Consider the following 18,203-nt stretch of genomic DNA (forward strand, 5'->3'; position numbering starts at 1 on the left):
TTAAAAAAACCTTCTTGATTAATTAGATTTTTTGTATATAATCATTATTATAATAGGCGATGGAGTTCGCCATCAACCGTCTTTGTGACTAATGACTCCTACCAGTGGTTATTCTTAATACTGGTAGGAGTCTATTTTATTTTAAAAGAAAATTATGTAAGGAGTCTTTTGAATGAATGTAATTGCAGTTGGGTTAGGTGGCTTCTTTGGTTCTATTTTTCGCTTCATGGTTGGAAAAGCGATTCCTTCTCAGTCAGGTTTCCCGTTAGGAACCCTGGTAATTAACCTAATGGGTTGTTTATTTCTTGCATGGTTTTTTACCATTACGGCAAAACAAAAAAATATTAATCCCAATTTAATATTAGCTATAGGAACAGGTTTTACAGGTGCATTCACCACTTTCTCAACATTTTCAGTGGAAACCCTGAATTTACTTAAAGATCAGCAATATTTTATTGCCATTTTATATGTGGCGATAAGTATATTTGGGGGAATAACACTAGCCATAATAGGGACGAAATTAGTATCGTTAGATTTTAAAATAAAACGAAAACCAAGGGGGAAATCATAATAATGATATTTGTTGGACTAGGAGGCATTTTTGGCGCAATTTCGAGGTTTTTGCTTGGAAAATGGTTCACAAGTAAGACTTCCGGAGTTTTCCCCTTCGGAACTTGGATCATTAATATTAGCGGCTCGTTTTTACTTGGTTTTCTTGCTATCTTAAATCTAAAAGAAGCTATTCCGGAGTGGACTTGGCTTTTGTGTGGTACAGGCTTTCTTGGAGCATATACCACCTTTTCAACTTTTGGATATGAAACTATACAAATGTTACAGTCAAGAAAAACAAAAAACGCTTTATTCTACGTTACAGCTTCGGTATTATTAGGTGTATTTTTTGCTTGGATAGGAAGTCTTTTAGGAGATGTTTTATAATTAATTATATGGGGAATTTAATTAACTTACAGATTATTTCAATCAATAAACCAAATGCCAGGTCATAAAGTTTGAAAATTTATAATAAAGTTTGTTAAAAACCCTGTATTAATAGGGTCTTTTTATCCTAAAACTCCAGGTGTATTGTTCAATTAAAGGAAATTTTAAGAGTTTTATAGAAATATTTAGACAATTCGTTTTTAAAGGAGTGATGTCTGAATGGCGAAATTGATTTATCATATTGCAATTACACTTGACAATTTTATTGCAGATTTGAATGGAGTTGCTGACAATTCTATATTTTTACACGAGGGTGATCATGTTACAGATTTCATATCCGATATTCAGAAATATGATGCGGTATTAATGGGTGGAAAAACATATGAATACGGCTTTCAATTCGGTCTTAAACCGGGTGAACCTAGCCCTTATAAGTTGAAGCATTATATTTTCTCCAACACCATGCAGTTTGAATCAAACGATGAAGTGAAATTAATTAAAAATAACGCGATTAGCTTTATACAGGATCTCAAAATGAAGGAAGATGGAAAGTTGTGGCTCTGTGGGGGAGGTAAACTGGCGGGTTCATTAATTCAGCATAAGCTTATTGATCAATTAGTCTTAAAAGTTAACCCTGTAATGATTGGAACGGGGATACCTCTATTTGGCAGTGTTAAACCTCGTGTAAATTTGGAATTAGTTGGCATGAAGCGATATTCGAACGGAGTCCTTAAACCTACGTATAATATTAATTATTTTTAGTATTAAATGTTAAATAAGTTCTTTACTTTATAAAAAAGTTCTTTACTGATGTCCTCTATTTTTAAATAGGGGGCATTTTTATTTTATTCATTATTCGGAGTGTTAATCAGCAATCGGGCCAGTTTGTTGAAGAAGGATATTTTCTGTTTTTAGCGAATTTAGTTATAAGTTATGCTACTGTCGTGGACCAGAGGGAATTATTTTAGAGTTGGTGGAGAGAAACAAATAAATTAAGGGTAATTAATAGTTATCGGGCCTGGGCCATCAATTCGTTGACCGAACGAAGAAATATTTTATTTTGGTGAATTATATAATAATAAGAGCTTCATAGTTATATCATTTTAGGGCGCATACCCTGAATAAGGATTAACGTCCTTAAGTACTAGTCTTACACAAAGGGTCCTAGGACACTGTGGAGGTGATCGTTAGTGAATTCGAATCTGTCGTCGAAACCATCGCAATCAAAATCAACCGTTTGGGCTGGGGGCGCTGTTTTTGTATGGTCCATTGCCTATATGCTGCCACACCTATATTGGGCTTTAGGCGGAAGAATAGGGGTGTCCCTACTAAAACCCGGAGTGGCTGCATCTTCACAGTTTGAACTAATTAATTGGATCTCGTTACCAATCTTTATTGTTGCGGGACTCGTAGGTCTTGGTTTCATTTATTTAGGCAAAAGTAAAATTCTGCGCTTATTGTTGCTTTCCGTAACTGTGTTAGGGTGTTCGATAGCCACTGCTCATGGCATTTTTGGCATTATCTATCGTGGCTTGCAAATCGCAAGTGTGATTGGCTTGGAGAATGGGACATTTGATATCCACGATGATATGTACGTGGTCTGGGATATGGTCATTTTCGAACCGTGGTTTTTGATTGAAGGCATTTTACTTGCCATTGCAGGATGGTGTTTTTTGAAAGGAGCACGGAGCAGGAAAGTTTGGCTTGGGGTGTGTGTGGTTGGCACGATTGTTGGATTGGTCACAGGGATGCTGGGTGTGCGATTTGCATAGTTAATCTGTTACAGATATCGACTGATGAGCAACTTTTATTCAACTGAAACTTAAATTAGCTAGAGAAGAATCTATTTTGATCAATATAATGGATTCTTTTTATTTATCGTAAAACGCTGGCTTGTGAGGTTTTAGTGACAAACTTTATTTCAAAGCAGCAATTGTTTTACAAAAAATTAATAAAATACAACTTGCAATCAATATATAAGTGGAATATTATATAAGCAAATCGTTATATAGCAGGGAGGGAATCTTTTTTGAAGAATCTTGAATTGATGGCGAAACAGTTAAAAGCTGTGAGTGACCCTAATCGTTTAAAGCTCTTGGCTTGTCTAAAAAAAGGGGAAGTATGTGCTTGTGATTTTGTTGATGTTTTAAATATTTCCCAACCTGCTGTCAGTCAACAATTGAAAAAGTTAAAAGAAGCTGGAATTATTGTCGAAAGATCAGCAGGAACATGGAAGCATTATCGATTAAATGAAAGGCAACAACCGTATATTCAGGCTATTATTGACCATTTGGATGAGATTTCATTTATACGTTGCGACTGTTAAACGCTTGTAATACTTTTTTAGTCAAGATGTACGAGGGATAGGTAGATCTTGTTTTGCATCAGGAATTTCTTCATCAAGGGGATTAAAACAATGAAAGAAAAGATTATTAGTGAATTTTTAGGAACCTATTTTCTTGTTTTTGCCGGGACTGGTGCAGTAGTAATAGATACTATGACGAATAGTTTAACACATGTTGGCGTAGCCATTACATTCGGGCTGGTCGTAATGGCATTAATTTACACGTTTGGTCACATCTCAGGTGCCCATTTTAACCCTGCAGTTACCATTGGATTTTTAATTCATAAGGATATTACTAAAAAGGAAGCCGTTTATTATATTTTTACACAAATTATTGCAGGGATTGCAGCTAGTCTCACCTTATTTTCTTTATTTGGAAATGTGGCGTCTTTAGGTGCTACGCTGCCAAATGGTACATGGGCACAATCGTTTGTTTTAGAATTCATCCTTACATTTTTCTTAATGTTTGTTATTTTTGGAGCTGCTGTTCATGGTAAAGCAGCAAAATCCTTTGCAGGAATAGCAATTGGGGCAACAGTGGGGTTAGAAGCGATGTTTGGTGGACCGATTAGTGGTGCCTCGATGAATCCAGCAAGATCGATTGGTCCAGCGATCGTATCAGGAACACTTCAACATTTATGGGTGTATATTATTGCAACTATTTTAGGGGCCATGTGCGCGGCAATCATTTATAAATTACTAGACGATAAAGAAAACTCGCCGATTGGCGAGCCCGTTAGGGCGAAGTCAGAGGCGTAGTTGCACTTATGCCTGATAGGAAAGTAATACTTTCCTATCGGCTACAAAAAGGAGCGAGCAACATGTCTAAAAAAACAATTTATTTCCTATGCACAGGAAACTCATGTCGCAGCCAAATGGCAGAAGGATGGGCAAAGAACTATTTAGGTGATGAGTGGGAAGTACGCAGTGCGGGTATTGAAGCACACGGGCTAAACCCCAATGCTGTAAAAGCGATGAAAGAAGCTGGAGTCGATATTTCCAATCATACTTCTGATATTATCGATGCAGATTATTTAAACAATGCAAATTTAGTTGTCACGCTATGTGGTGACGCTGCTGACAAATGCCCAATTACCCCACCAAAGGTAAAACGAGTGCATTGGGGATTTGATGACCCAGCAAAAGCACAAGGAACAGATGAGGAAAAATGGGCCTTCTTTCAGCGTGTCCGTGATGAAATAGGAGATAGAATCAAACGGTTTGGTGAAACAGGAGAATAAGACAACCCATAACCAAGTGTGCATTCTTTAAAAAGGGGAAGAGAGGTACCATTCAAATGGTACCTCTCTTTCGATATGATTTGGTTGAAATGGTTACCATTAGGAAAATGGCAACAAGAATATAGGCAATACCTCCAAGCAGACCCAAGGAACGAGGTGTGAGGTATTGTAGTGCGGATCCGGATAGAAACATAGACATTCCCAAAATAGTGTTTGAGATTGTTGCCAGGAGCCCAAACATGGTTCCTTGATGCTCCTCGGGAATTTCCTTCATGAGAGTGGTGTCAAAGCACGCATTTCCAATCCCGGACATAAACGCAGCACCACAAAATATAAGAAGTGCGAAAACCACTAAATGTGTTCGGCTTAATAAGACGAGAAATACCCCTTCAAGTAATAGACATACTAAACCTGTAACAAGGAAATTTTTTCGTAGTTGATTGGCGACTGAAAAGCTTAACATTAAACCAATCCCTAATGCACCATAGAAAAGACCTACCCCAACATCTCCAAGCTGAAACTCATTAATCGCATAGACGCTGATTAGAACATTATCAATTCCATTCATAGAAGCAATTAATATCTCACATAAAAGAAGAATTTGAACAGGAACAGACATCAAGATTACCTTTTTGAAGGTTGAGATTGGATTTCCCTTATTAGACTCATCTACTTTTTCCATGTTTTTATTTTTGGGAAACGTAATAGTCGAGATGATGGCTCCAGCTCCTAAAAATGAAACTGCATTTAACCAAAATGTCACACCAGCCCCAAAAATAGATGAAACGATGCCACCTGAAATGGCTCCAATGATTAAAACAATCCCGACCATTACTTGCTCCAAACTATTCACTTTCACAAGATGCTCTTTGCTCACGAGACCAGCAATCCCCGATTTTCTTGCAGGTCCATAAATAGCTTCTCCTGAAGCTAAAATAAACGAACTACAATAGACAATCCAGAGATCCTCCTTACTGTGAACGAATAGGAAAGATAAGGCAACCACAACTCTTATAAGGTCAGTTGTGATTAATATTGTCTTTCGCGAAAATCGATCTACCAGCCTTCCCACTATTGGACCAAAAAATAATGAAGGTACCAGCCGAATGGCTAGAGTCGTTCCCACCGCCAAGCCTGACCCTGTTAAATGCAGAAGCATAGCTAACACAGCTACGGAACTAAAGCGGTCGCCAATCCCATTCACAATTCCAGCTAAAAATAGCCTCAGATATTGTTTTTCTTCCTTTAAAAATGAAATACCCATATCAATCACCTTCTTTTACATATATCTAATTTCACATTCATCTAATTAGTTGTGCAAAAAAATACGGGTGCCGGCAAACACCCTTTAACTCAACCACCATAACTCAACCGGATTTAATTCATATTGATTGTTTTCTCGGTACATATATTGGCACATAATAAGTTCGCGTCTTAATGTTGCATAATCCTCATGATATTGCTTTAAATATTCATTGATCTCTTTCTCTTGGTAAACTTTCCCGAATTCTAATCCTTTGATCATATGGGCTAGTACAACAAGCTTTTTCTTTCTTTGTGCAGGGTAGTTTTTCAGTTTCCCATCTTTTGTGAAGAAATTTTTGATGATAGCTGAACGTTCCTCTTCAGTAACCGACATTTCCATTTTTGCATCGCCTCCTGTTCCAACAGATAAAATGCCTTTAGCACTCATTTCCAATATTTTTGTATTAAGAGAAAAATAGATCGTATTTTTATCTCGGCGTTCTTTTATAAGTCCAACCTCACGCAGCTTCGTCATATGGTGTGTAATCGTTGGCGGTTTAAGCCCTAACGTCTCGGCAATCGCTTGCCCATTCAAAGGACCTTGCTTTAGCAAGGCGATAATCCGAATCCGTGTCAGATCACCTAATGCTTTATGGAATTCAACAATTTTGTTTAACTGCATTCGTTAATCCACCTGCTTTCATATTTATCTAATTAGATATTAATCAAATTAACTTTAATAATCAAGGGGTAAAATGATTTTTTTAAAGCTAGGTTCCCTTCCCTTAAAACACTATTTGGTGTCGCTGACTGGTCGAAAAATGTTGTGAATTTGGATTAAAATTATTGACAAGTGGAGAATAAAGTAATATTATTATCTCGAATTAAAAATATTTTAATTTGTAATAAATGAAATTGAGAATTTTGGTTTTGAGGAGATGCTGTTATCTATGGGTTTTTTAGATAAATTATTTGGTAAAACACAAGAGGAGGAAACGAAAATGACAAAATTAAACATTGGTATTATTTTAGGAAGCACACGTCAAGGACGTGTAAGCCCACAAGTTGGAGAATGGGTAAAAGGAATTGCTGACAAGCGCGGAGATGCAAATTACGAAATCGTTGATATTGCAGACTTTAATTTACCATTCTTAGGTACAACTGATGGTTCAGAACCAGGCATCGCTGCTTGGAACGAAAAACTAGCAAGCTTAGATGGATTCGTATTCGTTGTTCAAGAATACAACCACAGCATCACAGGCGCATTAAAAAATGCTCTTGACTTTGCACGTGAAGCATGGAATGACAAAGCTGCTGGAATTGTCAGCTATGGTTCAACAGGCGGTGCCCGTGCAGCTGAACATTTACGTGGGATCTTAGGAGAATTGAAAGTAGCTGACGTTCGCACACATCCAACATTGTCTTTATTTACAGATTTTGAAAATGGCAGTGTCTTCAAACCAGCAGAATTGCACTTAACAAATGTAAATGCAATGCTTGGTGAAGTAGTAGCATGGAGCGGAGCATTAAAAACAATCCGATAAAATAATGAAAGAGGGAATGGTAACATTCCCTCTTTTTTCTATAAGGTACGATATTTTTTCAAGGAGATAATATTCAGCAAGATGAAGATGGCTGCGAAAATAACTAATGCGAGGAGATCGCCGCTGATTTCGCTGAAGCTGGCACCCTTATACATGACGCCCTTTAAGGCATCCCCTGCATAATACATTGGAATAATCTTCGCGACTGCTTGCAACCAATTGGCCATCCCTTCAAGCGGGAAAATCCCGGCAAAGAATATTTGCGGAATAACGGCTATCGGGATAAATTGTATCATTTGAAATTCTGAAGCCGCAAAGGTCGATAACAGAATCCCTAAAGAAAGTGCCACCAAAGCGAGCAGCAAGTTAATCAATAGCACATTCCAAATCGAGCCGGCAAGGACTATATCTAATACATTGATCGCATAAAAGACTACAATCATCGTTTGAATGACAGCGAATATTCCATAACCAACTAAGTAGGCAGTAACAATTTCTGCTCTTCGAATCGGGGTCGATAATAACCTTTCTAATGTCCCTGTTGTCCGCTCGCGCAAAAGACCTATTCCTGAAATAATAAAGACAAAGAAGAAGACAAAGAAACCAACTAATATCGGGCTAAGGACATCAAAAAAGACAGTATCCGCATTGCCGTATACGTAGTTTACATCGATACTCTTTGGTGTTACGGTTGGCGCTGGTCCAGAACTTTTCAACATAATCTTGGCTTGGAACTCGGCAGCAATCACCTGGTTTACCTTCATTTGCAGCACTTTTGCATTTGAAGGATCGTCATTCCGCAATGTCAGCTTCAGTTTTCCGTTATCCTGCTGCAGCAAGCCGTCAAGGTCGTCATCTACCACCGTATCCTTAGTAACGAACTCATATTGTTTTACCTTTATGTCTGCTTTTTTAAATGCATCTACTAAGCCGCTGTCAACCTTCAAGACTCCTAATTTAGGGTCGACGGTGTTGCCGTTAAATAGAAAGAACATCAAGGTTAAAATTAATAGGGGTGCGACGAATAATAAGGCTAAGGTGCGTTTGTCGCGGAACATTTGCTGGCAGATTCTTTTGATTAGCGCTAAGATCCTCATGCCTGTTTCACCCCTGCTTTCAGGAATACCTCATCAAAATCGTCTGTTTCGTATAACGCTTTTAACTCACTTGGCGAACCGCTGGTTAAAATCCGTCCATCGCGGACCATGGCGACATAATCACATTTCACAGCCTCATCCATCACGTGTGTGGTCACGATAATCGTTTTTCCTTCTTCATTTTTCAAGCGTAAAAATTCTTTCCAAATCGACAATTTTAATTCCGGGTCAATTCCCACTGTTGGTTCATCTAAAATTAATATTTGGGGGTCTTGAATTAGTGCGATAGCCAGTGATAAGCGGCGTTTCATTCCGCCTGAATATGCCGCTACGCGCTTTTTTAGGTCGCCCGTCAGATTTACTAAGGTGGCAACGTAAGTAATCCGCTTTTTCTGCACTTCCTTATTTAAGCCAAAAAGTGAGGCAAAAAACTTCAGGTTCTCCTCACCGGTTAACTCAACATAGAGTGCGTCCGATTGGGCCATATAACCGATTTCCTGCAGCAAACCAAGGTTGGGCATCTTTTGATTTAATACATGAATCGTTCCAGTATCAGCCTTTTCCATTCCGACAATCATTTTGACAAGTGTGGTTTTACCTGCCCCCGAGGGACCGATTAACCCGAATAATTGACCTTTCGGGATTGTTAAGTTAACACCATTCAAAACGGGCTTTTTACCATAGCTTTTATTGACATCTTCCACTTTAATAGTTGGATCCATCATTTACCCTCTCCTTAGGCAATCTCAGTAATGAACACTGTGTTTACCATCTCTATACCGTTATTTTATGATGGGATGACTGGAATTACAATGAACAATAATGGGCAAAGTGTTCATTTCAAGCAGAACGCGAACTTCTGATTCTTACGACATATTTTCTGGCGCTCCCTTAGGAATTTTTTGTATATTTGTCAGCCAGACGGTTAAACCTAAAATGGTAAATTTTCCAATCTACAAAAGGTGGTTTAGCCATGATTATTAGCTTGCTGAATGGTATTGAGATTCAAAATCCGGGGATTTTTAATGTGGAAGGAGCGGCGGCCATCATTTTTTATTTCACGCTGTATTCGTTTATTGGCTGGCTGCTCGAAAACAGCTATAGCTTCTTCACAAGTCGGGTATTTTTCAAACCAAATTTTTTGTGGGGGCCATTTAAACCGATGTATGGCTTTGCTCCTATTCTCTTAGTTTATTTCATACCGTCGAACACACATTGGGCGGTTATAGTCCTGCTTTGCTTTTTCATTCCAACCATCGTGGAATATGTGAGCGGCGCCTTGCTGCAGAAATTATTCAACCGAAAGTGGTGGGATTATTCCGACACCCCGATGCAGCTGCACGGCCATATTTGTTTGCCTTTTTCCCTTTGCTGGGTTGTTCTGGCTATCATTTGTTTACAATGGATCCATCCAGCCCTTACTGCTTTCTATGGAGCAATCGCGCCTTTTTGGGCGTGGATTTGGGCTGTGGCAGGGTTATACTTCCTTGCCGACCTCGCATTAGCGACACGAAGACACTCACTAAAGGACCTCGTAACTGATGAATCATCAAATCCAATTCAATAACAGCGCCACGGCACCAGTAAAAACTCCTTCGTTTCCATAAAGCTGAAGGAGTTTTCGTATTGAAAAATAGATTAAATTTCAATGAAAAAAAGAAATATCAGCAAAATAATGCTACATTGAAGTGGAGCGTTTTACGCAAAATAGTTGGAATGGGCATCTTGAGATAGACAGTAAAAAGGAGCGGTAATCTTGAAACAACGAATTTTGGTAGTAGAGGATGAAAAACAAATCGCCAAGATTTTAAAGCTTGAACTTGAATATGAAGGCTATGAGGTCGTCGTTGCGTATGACGGCAAGGCGGGATTACAATCAGCCTTGAACGAAAAACTGGATTTAATCCTTTTAGATGTCATGCTCCCTGAAATGAACGGCATTGAGGTATTAAGAAGAATTCGCAAAGTAAATACGCAGATTCCTGTTATTTTACTAACCGCCCGTAACATGACGATGGATAAGGTGGCAGGCCTCGACCAGGGGGCCAATGATTATATCACCAAGCCATTTGAAATCGAGGAATTATTGGCGAGAATTCGCGCTTGTCTTCGGCAGAATTCCATTGCTGTCAAGGCTTCACAAGCGGAGGATTCCGTATTAGCGATTAGGGACCTGACCGTCAATCTTGAGACGAGAGAAGTGATAAGGGGTGAGGCTTCGATTACGTTAACCCCGAAGGAATTTGATTTGCTCGTGTATTTGCTAACTAATAAAAATAAAATCGTCACAAGGGATAATATTCTTTTTCATGTATGGGGCTATGAATATGAAGGGGAAACAAATGTCATTGATGTGTTTATCAGACATTTACGCAAAAAAATTGAAGAAGGCTTTTCAGATCCAACGATTATTCAGACTGTTAGGGGAATCGGTTATACAGTCAGGGAGAATTAAATAAATGAAGATAACAACAAAAATCAATCTTATCACGACGACCTGGATTATTTGTGTACTAATTGCAGTCAACGCAGTGGTCTTTTTTTCTTTTATGAAAATTACCGTTAATATGGAGGATGATGAACTGCTACAAAAGGCAAGCTTGTTAATCAAGGAGCTCGACAAGGAGACCTCCGCTGCCGACAAGAAGGAGAAATTAACCCCATACCTTGCAAACCATTCCTATATTCGGGTTATCAATCCCGATTCAAAAATTGTCAATCAAGTAACCAATGATCAGCCGATGGCCGCAAAAATAAAGGCCGAATTTGCCGCAAAAAAAGGAACAGACCGGCTCACGATTAAACTAAATAATAAAGAAGAACAAATTGCGATTGTCAGGGTGCCAATCCAAAAGAATGGACAGGTTGTCGGCACACTAGAGTTTGGCAAGAAACTAGCCGGCCTGGAATTAGGAAAGGACTTATTACTGTCCATCCTTACCTTTTGTACAATCCTCGGCGCGGTCTTGTCACTGCTTGGGGGCAGATGGCTTTCCAATCTGATTATGAGACCGATCTCCAATATGATTAACACGATGGAGGATATTGAGCAAAGCGGAATCCCAAAGAAAATCGTCATTCAACATGAAACAAAGGACGAACTGCAGAAATTGGCTGTCACCTTTAATCGCATGATTGGCAGACTTGAGACAAACCTTGAAAAGCAAAGGCAGTTTATCTCCGATGCCTCTCATGAATTAAAAACTCCGCTCACAGTGATTAAAAGCTATGCAGACCTTCTGCTTAGAAGGGGAATCCAAAATGAAGCGGTTGCCCGTGATGCGATTGAATCGATTCATTCTGAAGCAACAAGGATTCAAAAAATGACAGAACGGTTTCTTGACCTTGCCGATACCGAATCGGGGAATCTTTTAGAAACGAAGAAAATCAATTTAGTCTCTTTATGTGAGAATATAAGCAAACAACTGCAAGCAGCCTATAAGCGGATGATTGATCTCCATGTTAATGAAGCCTCTATTACTGTGGTCGCGGATGAAGTAAAGCTCAAACAGGCGATTATTATCTTAATCGATAACGCCATCAAGTATAGTATGGATAAGATAGACGTTTATTTAGAGGACACAGAAAAAGGAACAAGCATTACCGTAAAAGATTATGGGATTGGTGTACCCGAGGGGGAGCTCGAAAATATCTTTGAACGGTTTTACCGGGTTGATAAAGCGAGAAGCCGGGAGACGGGCGGAACCGGGCTCGGCTTGGCGATTGCAAAAAACATCATCAAGCAGCACCAGGGGGAAATAAAAATAAGAAGTACGGAGGGCGTAGGAACAGAGGCAGAGTTGTTCTTACCAAAAAGGAAATGATCAAACTAGTAATCATAGGTTTCATTTTATTATTGATGCTTATTCTTGTTTATGCGGTATTGCCTACAGTGCTGATTCGGATTGGCAGCCTGGGCATAAGCAAACGGACGAAAACAGAAGCAATTGCGATAACATTTGATGACGGTCCCAATCCCGAATACACACCACAGCTGTTAGATCTTTTAAAAAAGAATGATGTAAAGGCGAGCTTTTTTGTGGTCGGTGCTAAGGTGAAAAAGTACCCTGAAATCATTAAACGAATGAATGAGGAGGGGCATACGATTGGTATCCATCACTATGAACATATATCAAGCTGGATTCTCTCGCCTTTTCAATTAAAAAAACAGCTCCGGATGACGGAACAGGCCATCATGGAATGCACGAATGAGAAAGTTATGTTTTACCGGCCGCCATGGGGACATTTTAATCTTTTCAGCCTGCTGGTAAGTAAACAATATAAGGTCGTCCTGTGGTCGCATATCTTCGGCGATTGGAAGGAAGCAAAAGGGAAACACGGATTAACGAAGCAATTGCAGCAAGCAACAGAACCAGGTTCGATTTTACTGCTTCATGACTGTGGGGAAACGCTTGGTGCGGACAAGTCAGCGCCCGGCTATATGCTTAAGAGCTTGGAAATCTATTTGCAGGAAAATAAGGGAAGAAAGTTTATTACATTAAAAGATATATAATGAGGCCATTATGAATGTTGATACGATTGTAAATTATATTGAAATATATGGATATGCCGTAATTTTTCTGTTTTTATTCTTCGGGATTGTCGGCATCCCTGCCCCCGAAGAATCGCTGCTGTTTTTAATCGGTGTCCTGAGTGTCCATCACAGGCTCTCATTAGAATTAGCGATGATTTCTTCGATCCTTGGTGCATTTATCGGAATGCTGACAGCTTATAGCTGCGGAAAATATGCTGGGTCCCCGTTCATCAAAAAATTTGGCAAGTATGTTGGAATTACGAGTGAACGATTGGAAAAAGTCAGCCATAAATATACAATAAATTCCCGTAAAACAATCTTGTTGGGGTTTTATCTGCCGGGTCTGCGCCAAATAAGCCCATACTTTGCCGGTATTACCAACATTCCTTTTCAGCGCTTTTTTCTCTTTTCACTAATAGGCACACTTCTCTGGGTCATTCCGTTTATTTTGGCAGGATATTTTGCGGGCAAGGTATTTAATATTAATCCCGCCTATGTCCCTTATTTAGGAATAATCTTACTCCTCATCTTTATCCTCTATGTTATTATAAAATATATGAAAAGGAAAAAAACGGAATCAAAGGATAGCACAACATAGAACAAAACCCGAAGGCTGATTTTCGGGTTTTTGTTCTGTAAAAAAACGCTGAAACTATGATTAAAAATCAATTAAAAACCTCGTTTTTCCAGTAAACAGTGATACAGTTGAGAAGGAGAAATCATCATCTCTAGGAACGATTTCTATAAGAACAGGAGATGAAGCAAATGAAAAAGATTCTGTTTTTACCACTGTTACAAATGCAGTCAGGGCATCACCAAGTCGCTGAGGCAATTATGGACTTATTAAAAAATCATACAGACGATATTATTTTTAAAAAAATTGACTTATTAAGTTATACCAATAAATCGCTAGAGAAAATGATTACGAATGGCTATTTAAAATGGATCCGCTATGCACCGGAATCCTATAATCTCGCCTATAAAAGCTTTTTTTACGTCCCGCCTGCTAAAGGTCATTCCTTTAAATGGTATCAGCCGCTGTTTATGAAAAAAATGGAGCAATTGCTGGCGGAGGAAAACCCAGATTTAATCGTTTGTACGCATGGCTTCCCTTCCAATTTACTCAGTAAGTTGAAAATGAAGGGGAAATGCGACATCCCGGTCATTAATGTGTATACTGATTTCTTTATTAATAGCATTTGGGGAAGAGAGGGAATCGATGCTCATTTTCTTCCTAGTCAGCATGTAAAGGAACACCTGCTCAAAAAATATCAAATTCCCAAACAACGGCTGTTTGTCACTGGTATTCCTGTTCATGAACGGATTACTAAGAATGACGTCAGGAATAAAACAAACAACCTGCGTCCGCAAGTTTTAATCGCCGGGGGAAATAGCGGTTTGGGCGGAATTGCTAAGCTGGCGGATGAGTTAAAACGCTCCACCCAGATAGATTATTTAGTCCTTTGCGGCAAGAATCGGAAACTATTTGAGGAAATTCGCGCATGGAATTTGGCGCATATTAAGCCATTGCCTTATCTTTCATCAAGGACCGAAATGAACAATATCTATGAAGCGGTCGATGCGATTATGACCAAACCAGGCGGTGTCACTGTGAGTGAAGCCTTGAAAAAGCGGCTGCCGATCTTTGTTCATTCGATGCTTCCCGGTCAAGAGGAAATTAATCTACACCATTTAAAGGACAAAGAGCTTGCCTTTGAACTTGAACAGAAATTGCCATTGGAAAATCAATTGCTCGCTGTTTTGCAGGATGCCGGCAAAATGAAGCGCTGGGAGCAGGCCGTCAATTCCTATCAGCAGGGGATTGAGCTCAATAATCCGGAATCAATGGTTGATGCCATCAAAGTCATTCTCGACCAAGAGACAAGCCGTATTCAAGCAACATTTAGCAGCCAGCAAAAAGTCCTTCAAAGAGCAGGAGCTTAAGAGAATTTCAAATAGCAGAATGAAGAAGAAGAGCCAAGGTACGGTTCTTCTTTTTTTTATTTGGCTCAGTTATTATTCATTGTTGATTTTCGTGTAGGTATGAGCATTCATAAGCGGAGATATTCCGATTAACTGCTCTAAATTAGGCAAAATCCAACGATTTGGATAATATAAACGGAAAAACTCCCTTTATTATTAAGGAAATATGGGTATTTCCCAATTTAAAAGGAATTTTTCCGTTTATTTTTCAAACACAGTGCAATCAACATTCAGTTATAACAGAGCCTTTTATTTAAATCACTTATCGAAAGGATTTTCACTCAAAAATTTGTTTTATGCCTCGTACTACCACTATTCGGCATGAAATTTTTGTGAATCGGTATAGTCCGTGTGCGAGTAAATAAAATAGGGAACAATAAATAAGAGGGATTGAGAAGTATGAAATATTCTGAGCATGAAGGAGGGGTGCCTTATTTATAAAAAACAAGAGCGAATGTTAATCTGGCTGTCCTTTATTGTTGCTTTTATTATCGGCTTATCAATTATTGGCCGGCTTTTCTGAATGAAGCCATAAGAATATAAGAAAGGTGGTCGTCTCGTTTAATGGGAAATGAAGATGCACTATTTTTTAGCCGAGTCTTAACAGAGTTAACCTTATCCTTCCATATTATTTACGCAACCATCGGCGTGGGCATCCCGCTGATGATTATGATTGCCCAATGGGTTGGGATTAAGAAAAATGACGAACATTATATTTTACTAGCGCGCAGGTGGACGCGGGGCTTTGTCATTACCGTGGCAGTCGGAGTGGTAACCGGGACCGCAATTGGTCTGCAGCTCTCGCTTCTATGGCCAAATTTCATGGAGCTGGCAGGAAATACAATTGCCCTGCCGTTATTTATGGAAACGTTCGCCTTCTTTTTTGAAGCGATTTTTCTAGGCATCTACCTATATACTTGGGATCGATTTGAGAATCAGAAAAAGCATTTGCTGCTCTTAATTCCGGTTGCGCTGGGTGCCTCGTTTTCTGCCGTGTTTATCACGATTGTGAATGCGTTCATGAACGCACCGCAAGGCTTTGACTTGGTTAACGGGCAGCTGGTGAATGTAAGTCCGCTGCTGGCGATGTTTAACCCGGCGATGCCGTCCAAGGTGGCCCATGTCGTGGTCACAGCCTATATGACATCGGCGTTTGTTCTCGCTTCGATCGGCGCTTATCGGCTGTTGAAGGGCTCTAATCATGTGTATCACAAGAAGGCACTATTTTTAACAATGAAGCTCGGGCTGATTTTTTCGATTGCCACCGCGGTCCTCGGCGATTTTTCCGGCAAGTATTTAGCGAAATATCAGCCGGAAAAATTAGCAGCAGCGGAGTGGCATTTTGAAACAGAAAAGGGGGCGCCGCTGATTTTGTACGGTGTCCTTGCAAACGGTGAAGTGAAATATGCCCTGAAAATTCCTTTTGGTCTCAGCATCCTTGCCCATAGCAATCCAAATGCTGAAGTGATTGGGTTAGACCAATTTAAGGAGGCCGACACGCCGCCGATCTATATCCATTATATGTTCGATTTAATGGTGACAATCGGAATGTGGATGGTTCTTCTATCGTTAGTGTATGTTGTCGGAACATGGCGTAAATGGCAGTTTATTTTTTCAAAATGGTTTAGATGGCTGCTGGTGCTCGGCGGTCCTTTATCAATTATCGCGATCGAAGCGGGCTGGTGGCTCGATGAAGTCGGGCGCCAGCCGTGGGTATTGCGCGGAATTATGCGGACAAAGGATGCAGCAACCGCAAGCGGTCATGTCGATACGATGCTCTGGCTGTTTGCTGGTCTTTATCTCATCCTAGGGATTGGCAGTGTTTTCATATTATGGCGGATGTTCCGCCGGAATCCGGTGGAACAGGAATTGGCTGACCGGGCTGGAGAGAAAGCGGGTGTTGCGAAATGACGCTGGAGATTCTAGGTATTACGGTATTGGGCGTGTTTCTTTTCGGATATATTATCGTTGCATCGATTGATTTCGGAGCGGGATTCTTTAACGCCTTCAGTACAGTGACAGGTAAAGAGCATATTTTGACGAAGGTGATTCAACGTTATTTATCACCGGTCTGGGAAGTGACGAATGTATTTCTAGTGTTTTTCTTTGTCGGGATTGTTGGTTTTTTTCCGAAAACAGCCTATTATTATGGCTCAACCTTGCTTGTCCCCGCGAGCATTGCCATCATCTTGCTGGCCATCCGCGGCGCCTATTATGCATTTACCACATACGGGGGACTGAAGCATAAACGCTACACGATTTTGTACGGATTGACGGGATTATTTATCCCGGCTTCCTTATCGATTGTTTTGACGATTTCTGAGGGCGGCTTTGTCACTATGATGGATTCGGGACCTGTCCTCGATTATTGGACACTGTTTACGAGCCCATTATCTTGGAGTATTGTCGTTCTAAGTTTGACTTCCGTCTTATATATTTCCGCGGTGTTTTTAACGTGGTATGCGCAAAAGGCGAAAGACCGGGCTGCCGTAAGCCTGCTAAGGAAATATGCACTCGTTTGGGCGGTACCGGCAATCATCACGGCTGCCGGCATTATTGTAGAAATGAAGGGACATAATCCGGAACATTATCAACGCTTAGTCGATGTCTGGTGGCTGTTTGCGCTATCGGTGGTTTTCTTTGCGGGGACGGTGTTCTTACTTTGGAAGCGGCTTGCCTACGGTTTCGCCTTTTGGCTATTGATTGGGCAATTTACGTCCGCCTTCTTGGCCTATGGAATTTCTCATTACCCATATTTAATGTATCCGTATTTGACGATTTATGACAGCTTCACGAATAAAGCGATGGCTACGGCGCTCGTCATTGCGTTTATCGCCGGACTTTGCTTGCTTTTGCCGTCACTGTATCTGTTGCTCAGGCTGTTCCTGTTTAACAAAGCCTATGTACAAGGTGATCGAAATGATCATGCTTAGGAGGGAGGAGACTAACGGTGTTGGAAAAATTCCTGATCTTTTATGCGCCATTTCTTGTGCTGATCGCATCCATCCTGGTTGGGTTCTGGAGTGCTCTAAAGGATAACGCAGTGAACAAATAACATACATGCATTAATGAAGAGTCGCATCGATTAACGGATTCCGTTACCTATAAAAAATGAGTGCCAAATTTTATATGAATTTGGCACTCATTTTTCCTTCTTATCAATCCTCTTAAACTTCTTTTTTTGTTAGGCTGTGTTAAAAGTGAATGTTGATTTCCGTTCCAGGCGCTTCGCTTTCCGCGGGGCGGGCGGTGAGCCTCCTCGGCGCTAAAGCGCCTGCG

The 18,203-nt window shown here is 40.1% G+C and carries 21 protein-coding genes and 1 riboswitch; of the genes, 17 read left to right on the forward strand and 4 right to left on the reverse strand.

What is annotated here, in order from left to right:
- Positions 1 to 46: 46 nt before the first annotated feature.
- A riboswitch (Fluoride riboswitch) is annotated at positions 47 to 108 on the forward strand.
- A 64-nt stretch (positions 109 to 172) separates the two neighbouring features.
- The 7 genes from crcB (ACFVSW_RS18170) to arsC all read left to right on the forward strand — a co-directional run bounded on the left by crcB (ACFVSW_RS18170) (position 173) and on the right by arsC (position 4,521).
- On the forward strand, positions 173 to 571 hold the full coding sequence (crcB, locus tag ACFVSW_RS18170) for a fluoride efflux transporter CrcB (protein WP_387318056.1): 399 nt from the start codon (positions 173 to 175) through the stop codon (positions 569 to 571).
- Positions 572 to 573: 2 nt separating this feature from the next.
- The gene (crcB, locus tag ACFVSW_RS18175; RefSeq protein WP_387318057.1) at positions 574 to 936 is read left to right on the forward strand and encodes a fluoride efflux transporter CrcB; all 363 of its coding nucleotides are present in this window, start codon (positions 574 to 576) and stop codon (positions 934 to 936) included.
- Between the two features lie 219 nt (positions 937 to 1,155).
- The gene (locus tag ACFVSW_RS18180) at positions 1,156 to 1,698 is read left to right on the forward strand and encodes a dihydrofolate reductase family protein (protein WP_387318058.1); all 543 of its coding nucleotides are present in this window, start codon (positions 1,156 to 1,158) and stop codon (positions 1,696 to 1,698) included.
- A 428-nt stretch (positions 1,699 to 2,126) separates the two neighbouring features.
- Positions 2,127 to 2,708 (forward strand): DUF3995 domain-containing protein, encoded by a 582-nt coding sequence (locus tag ACFVSW_RS18185; RefSeq protein WP_387318059.1) that lies wholly within the window; start codon positions 2,127 to 2,129, stop codon positions 2,706 to 2,708.
- A gap of 275 nt (positions 2,709 to 2,983) precedes the next feature.
- Entirely contained in the window at positions 2,984 to 3,262 is a 279-nt protein-coding gene (locus tag ACFVSW_RS18190) for an ArsR/SmtB family transcription factor (protein WP_387318076.1), read from the forward strand.
- 90 nt (positions 3,263 to 3,352) lie between these two features.
- A complete protein-coding gene (locus ACFVSW_RS18195; RefSeq protein WP_387318060.1) occupies positions 3,353 to 4,039 on the forward strand; it encodes an MIP/aquaporin family protein in 687 nt (228 codons plus the stop codon).
- Positions 4,040 to 4,101: 62 nt separating this feature from the next.
- Positions 4,102 to 4,521 carry an arsenate reductase (thioredoxin) gene (arsC, locus tag ACFVSW_RS18200; RefSeq protein ID WP_387318061.1) on the forward strand — a complete coding sequence of 140 codons (420 nt, stop codon included), beginning with the start codon at positions 4,102 to 4,104 and terminating at the stop codon, positions 4,519 to 4,521.
- A 52-nt stretch (positions 4,522 to 4,573) separates the two neighbouring features.
- Here the strand turns inward: arsC and ACFVSW_RS18205 are convergent, their stop codons facing one another.
- The gene (locus ACFVSW_RS18205) at positions 4,574 to 5,785 is read right to left on the reverse strand and encodes an MFS transporter (protein WP_387318062.1); all 1,212 of its coding nucleotides are present in this window, start codon (positions 5,783 to 5,785) and stop codon (positions 4,574 to 4,576) included.
- Between the two features lie 84 nt (positions 5,786 to 5,869).
- Entirely contained in the window at positions 5,870 to 6,448 is a 579-nt protein-coding gene (locus tag ACFVSW_RS18210) for a DUF2087 domain-containing protein (protein WP_387318063.1), read from the reverse strand.
- A gap of 268 nt (positions 6,449 to 6,716) precedes the next feature.
- Here ACFVSW_RS18210 and ACFVSW_RS18215 point away from each other — a divergent pair, with 268 nt between their 5' ends.
- Positions 6,717 to 7,310 carry an NADPH-dependent FMN reductase gene (locus ACFVSW_RS18215; protein ID WP_387318077.1) on the forward strand — a complete coding sequence of 198 codons (594 nt, stop codon included), beginning with the start codon at positions 6,717 to 6,719 and terminating at the stop codon, positions 7,308 to 7,310.
- 38 nt (positions 7,311 to 7,348) lie between these two features.
- Here the strand turns inward: ACFVSW_RS18215 and ACFVSW_RS18220 are convergent, their stop codons facing one another.
- Entirely contained in the window at positions 7,349 to 8,407 is a 1,059-nt protein-coding gene (locus ACFVSW_RS18220; protein WP_387318064.1) for an ABC transporter permease, read from the reverse strand.
- On the reverse strand, positions 8,404 to 9,129 hold the full coding sequence (locus tag ACFVSW_RS18225; protein WP_387318078.1) for an ABC transporter ATP-binding protein: 726 nt from the start codon (positions 9,127 to 9,129) through the stop codon (positions 8,404 to 8,406). The genes ACFVSW_RS18220 and ACFVSW_RS18225 overlap by 4 nt, the downstream gene beginning before the upstream one ends.
- Positions 9,130 to 9,380: 251 nt before the next feature.
- On the opposite strand from ACFVSW_RS18225, the gene ACFVSW_RS18230 reads away from it, so the two are divergent.
- From ACFVSW_RS18230 to cydS, 9 genes are all read left to right on the forward strand, one after another.
- Positions 9,381 to 9,974: a putative ABC transporter permease gene (locus ACFVSW_RS18230; protein ID WP_387318065.1), complete on the forward strand. Its 594-nt coding sequence runs from the start codon at positions 9,381 to 9,383 to the stop codon at positions 9,972 to 9,974.
- A gap of 189 nt (positions 9,975 to 10,163) precedes the next feature.
- Entirely contained in the window at positions 10,164 to 10,862 is a 699-nt protein-coding gene (locus ACFVSW_RS18235) for a response regulator transcription factor (RefSeq protein WP_387318066.1), read from the forward strand.
- A gap of 4 nt (positions 10,863 to 10,866) precedes the next feature.
- Positions 10,867 to 12,231 carry a sensor histidine kinase gene (locus ACFVSW_RS18240; RefSeq protein WP_387318067.1) on the forward strand — a complete coding sequence of 455 codons (1,365 nt, stop codon included), beginning with the start codon at positions 10,867 to 10,869 and terminating at the stop codon, positions 12,229 to 12,231.
- 35 nt (positions 12,232 to 12,266) lie between these two features.
- Positions 12,267 to 12,920, forward strand: a complete 654-nt coding sequence (locus ACFVSW_RS18245; protein ID WP_387318079.1) for a polysaccharide deacetylase family protein — start codon at positions 12,267 to 12,269, stop codon at positions 12,918 to 12,920.
- Positions 12,921 to 12,930: 10 nt separating this feature from the next.
- Entirely contained in the window at positions 12,931 to 13,539 is a 609-nt protein-coding gene (locus ACFVSW_RS18250) for a DedA family protein (RefSeq protein ID WP_387318068.1), read from the forward strand.
- A 167-nt stretch (positions 13,540 to 13,706) separates the two neighbouring features.
- Positions 13,707 to 14,885: an MGDG synthase family glycosyltransferase gene (locus ACFVSW_RS18255; protein ID WP_387318069.1), complete on the forward strand. Its 1,179-nt coding sequence runs from the start codon at positions 13,707 to 13,709 to the stop codon at positions 14,883 to 14,885.
- A gap of 603 nt (positions 14,886 to 15,488) precedes the next feature.
- On the forward strand, positions 15,489 to 16,835 hold the full coding sequence (locus ACFVSW_RS18260; protein WP_387318070.1) for a cytochrome ubiquinol oxidase subunit I: 1,347 nt from the start codon (positions 15,489 to 15,491) through the stop codon (positions 16,833 to 16,835).
- A complete protein-coding gene (locus ACFVSW_RS18265) occupies positions 16,832 to 17,857 on the forward strand; it encodes a cytochrome d ubiquinol oxidase subunit II (RefSeq protein WP_387318071.1) in 1,026 nt (341 codons plus the stop codon). The genes ACFVSW_RS18260 and ACFVSW_RS18265 overlap by 4 nt, the downstream gene beginning before the upstream one ends.
- 20 nt (positions 17,858 to 17,877) lie before the next feature.
- Positions 17,878 to 17,979 (forward strand): cytochrome bd oxidase small subunit CydS family protein, encoded by a 102-nt coding sequence (cydS, locus tag ACFVSW_RS18270; RefSeq protein ID WP_407937457.1) that lies wholly within the window; start codon positions 17,878 to 17,880, stop codon positions 17,977 to 17,979.
- Positions 17,980 to 18,203 lie beyond the last annotated feature (224 nt).

This window comes from Neobacillus sp. NPDC058068 (assembly GCF_042885335.1).
Lineage (GTDB): Bacteria > Bacillota > Bacilli > Bacillales > Cytobacillaceae > Neobacillus.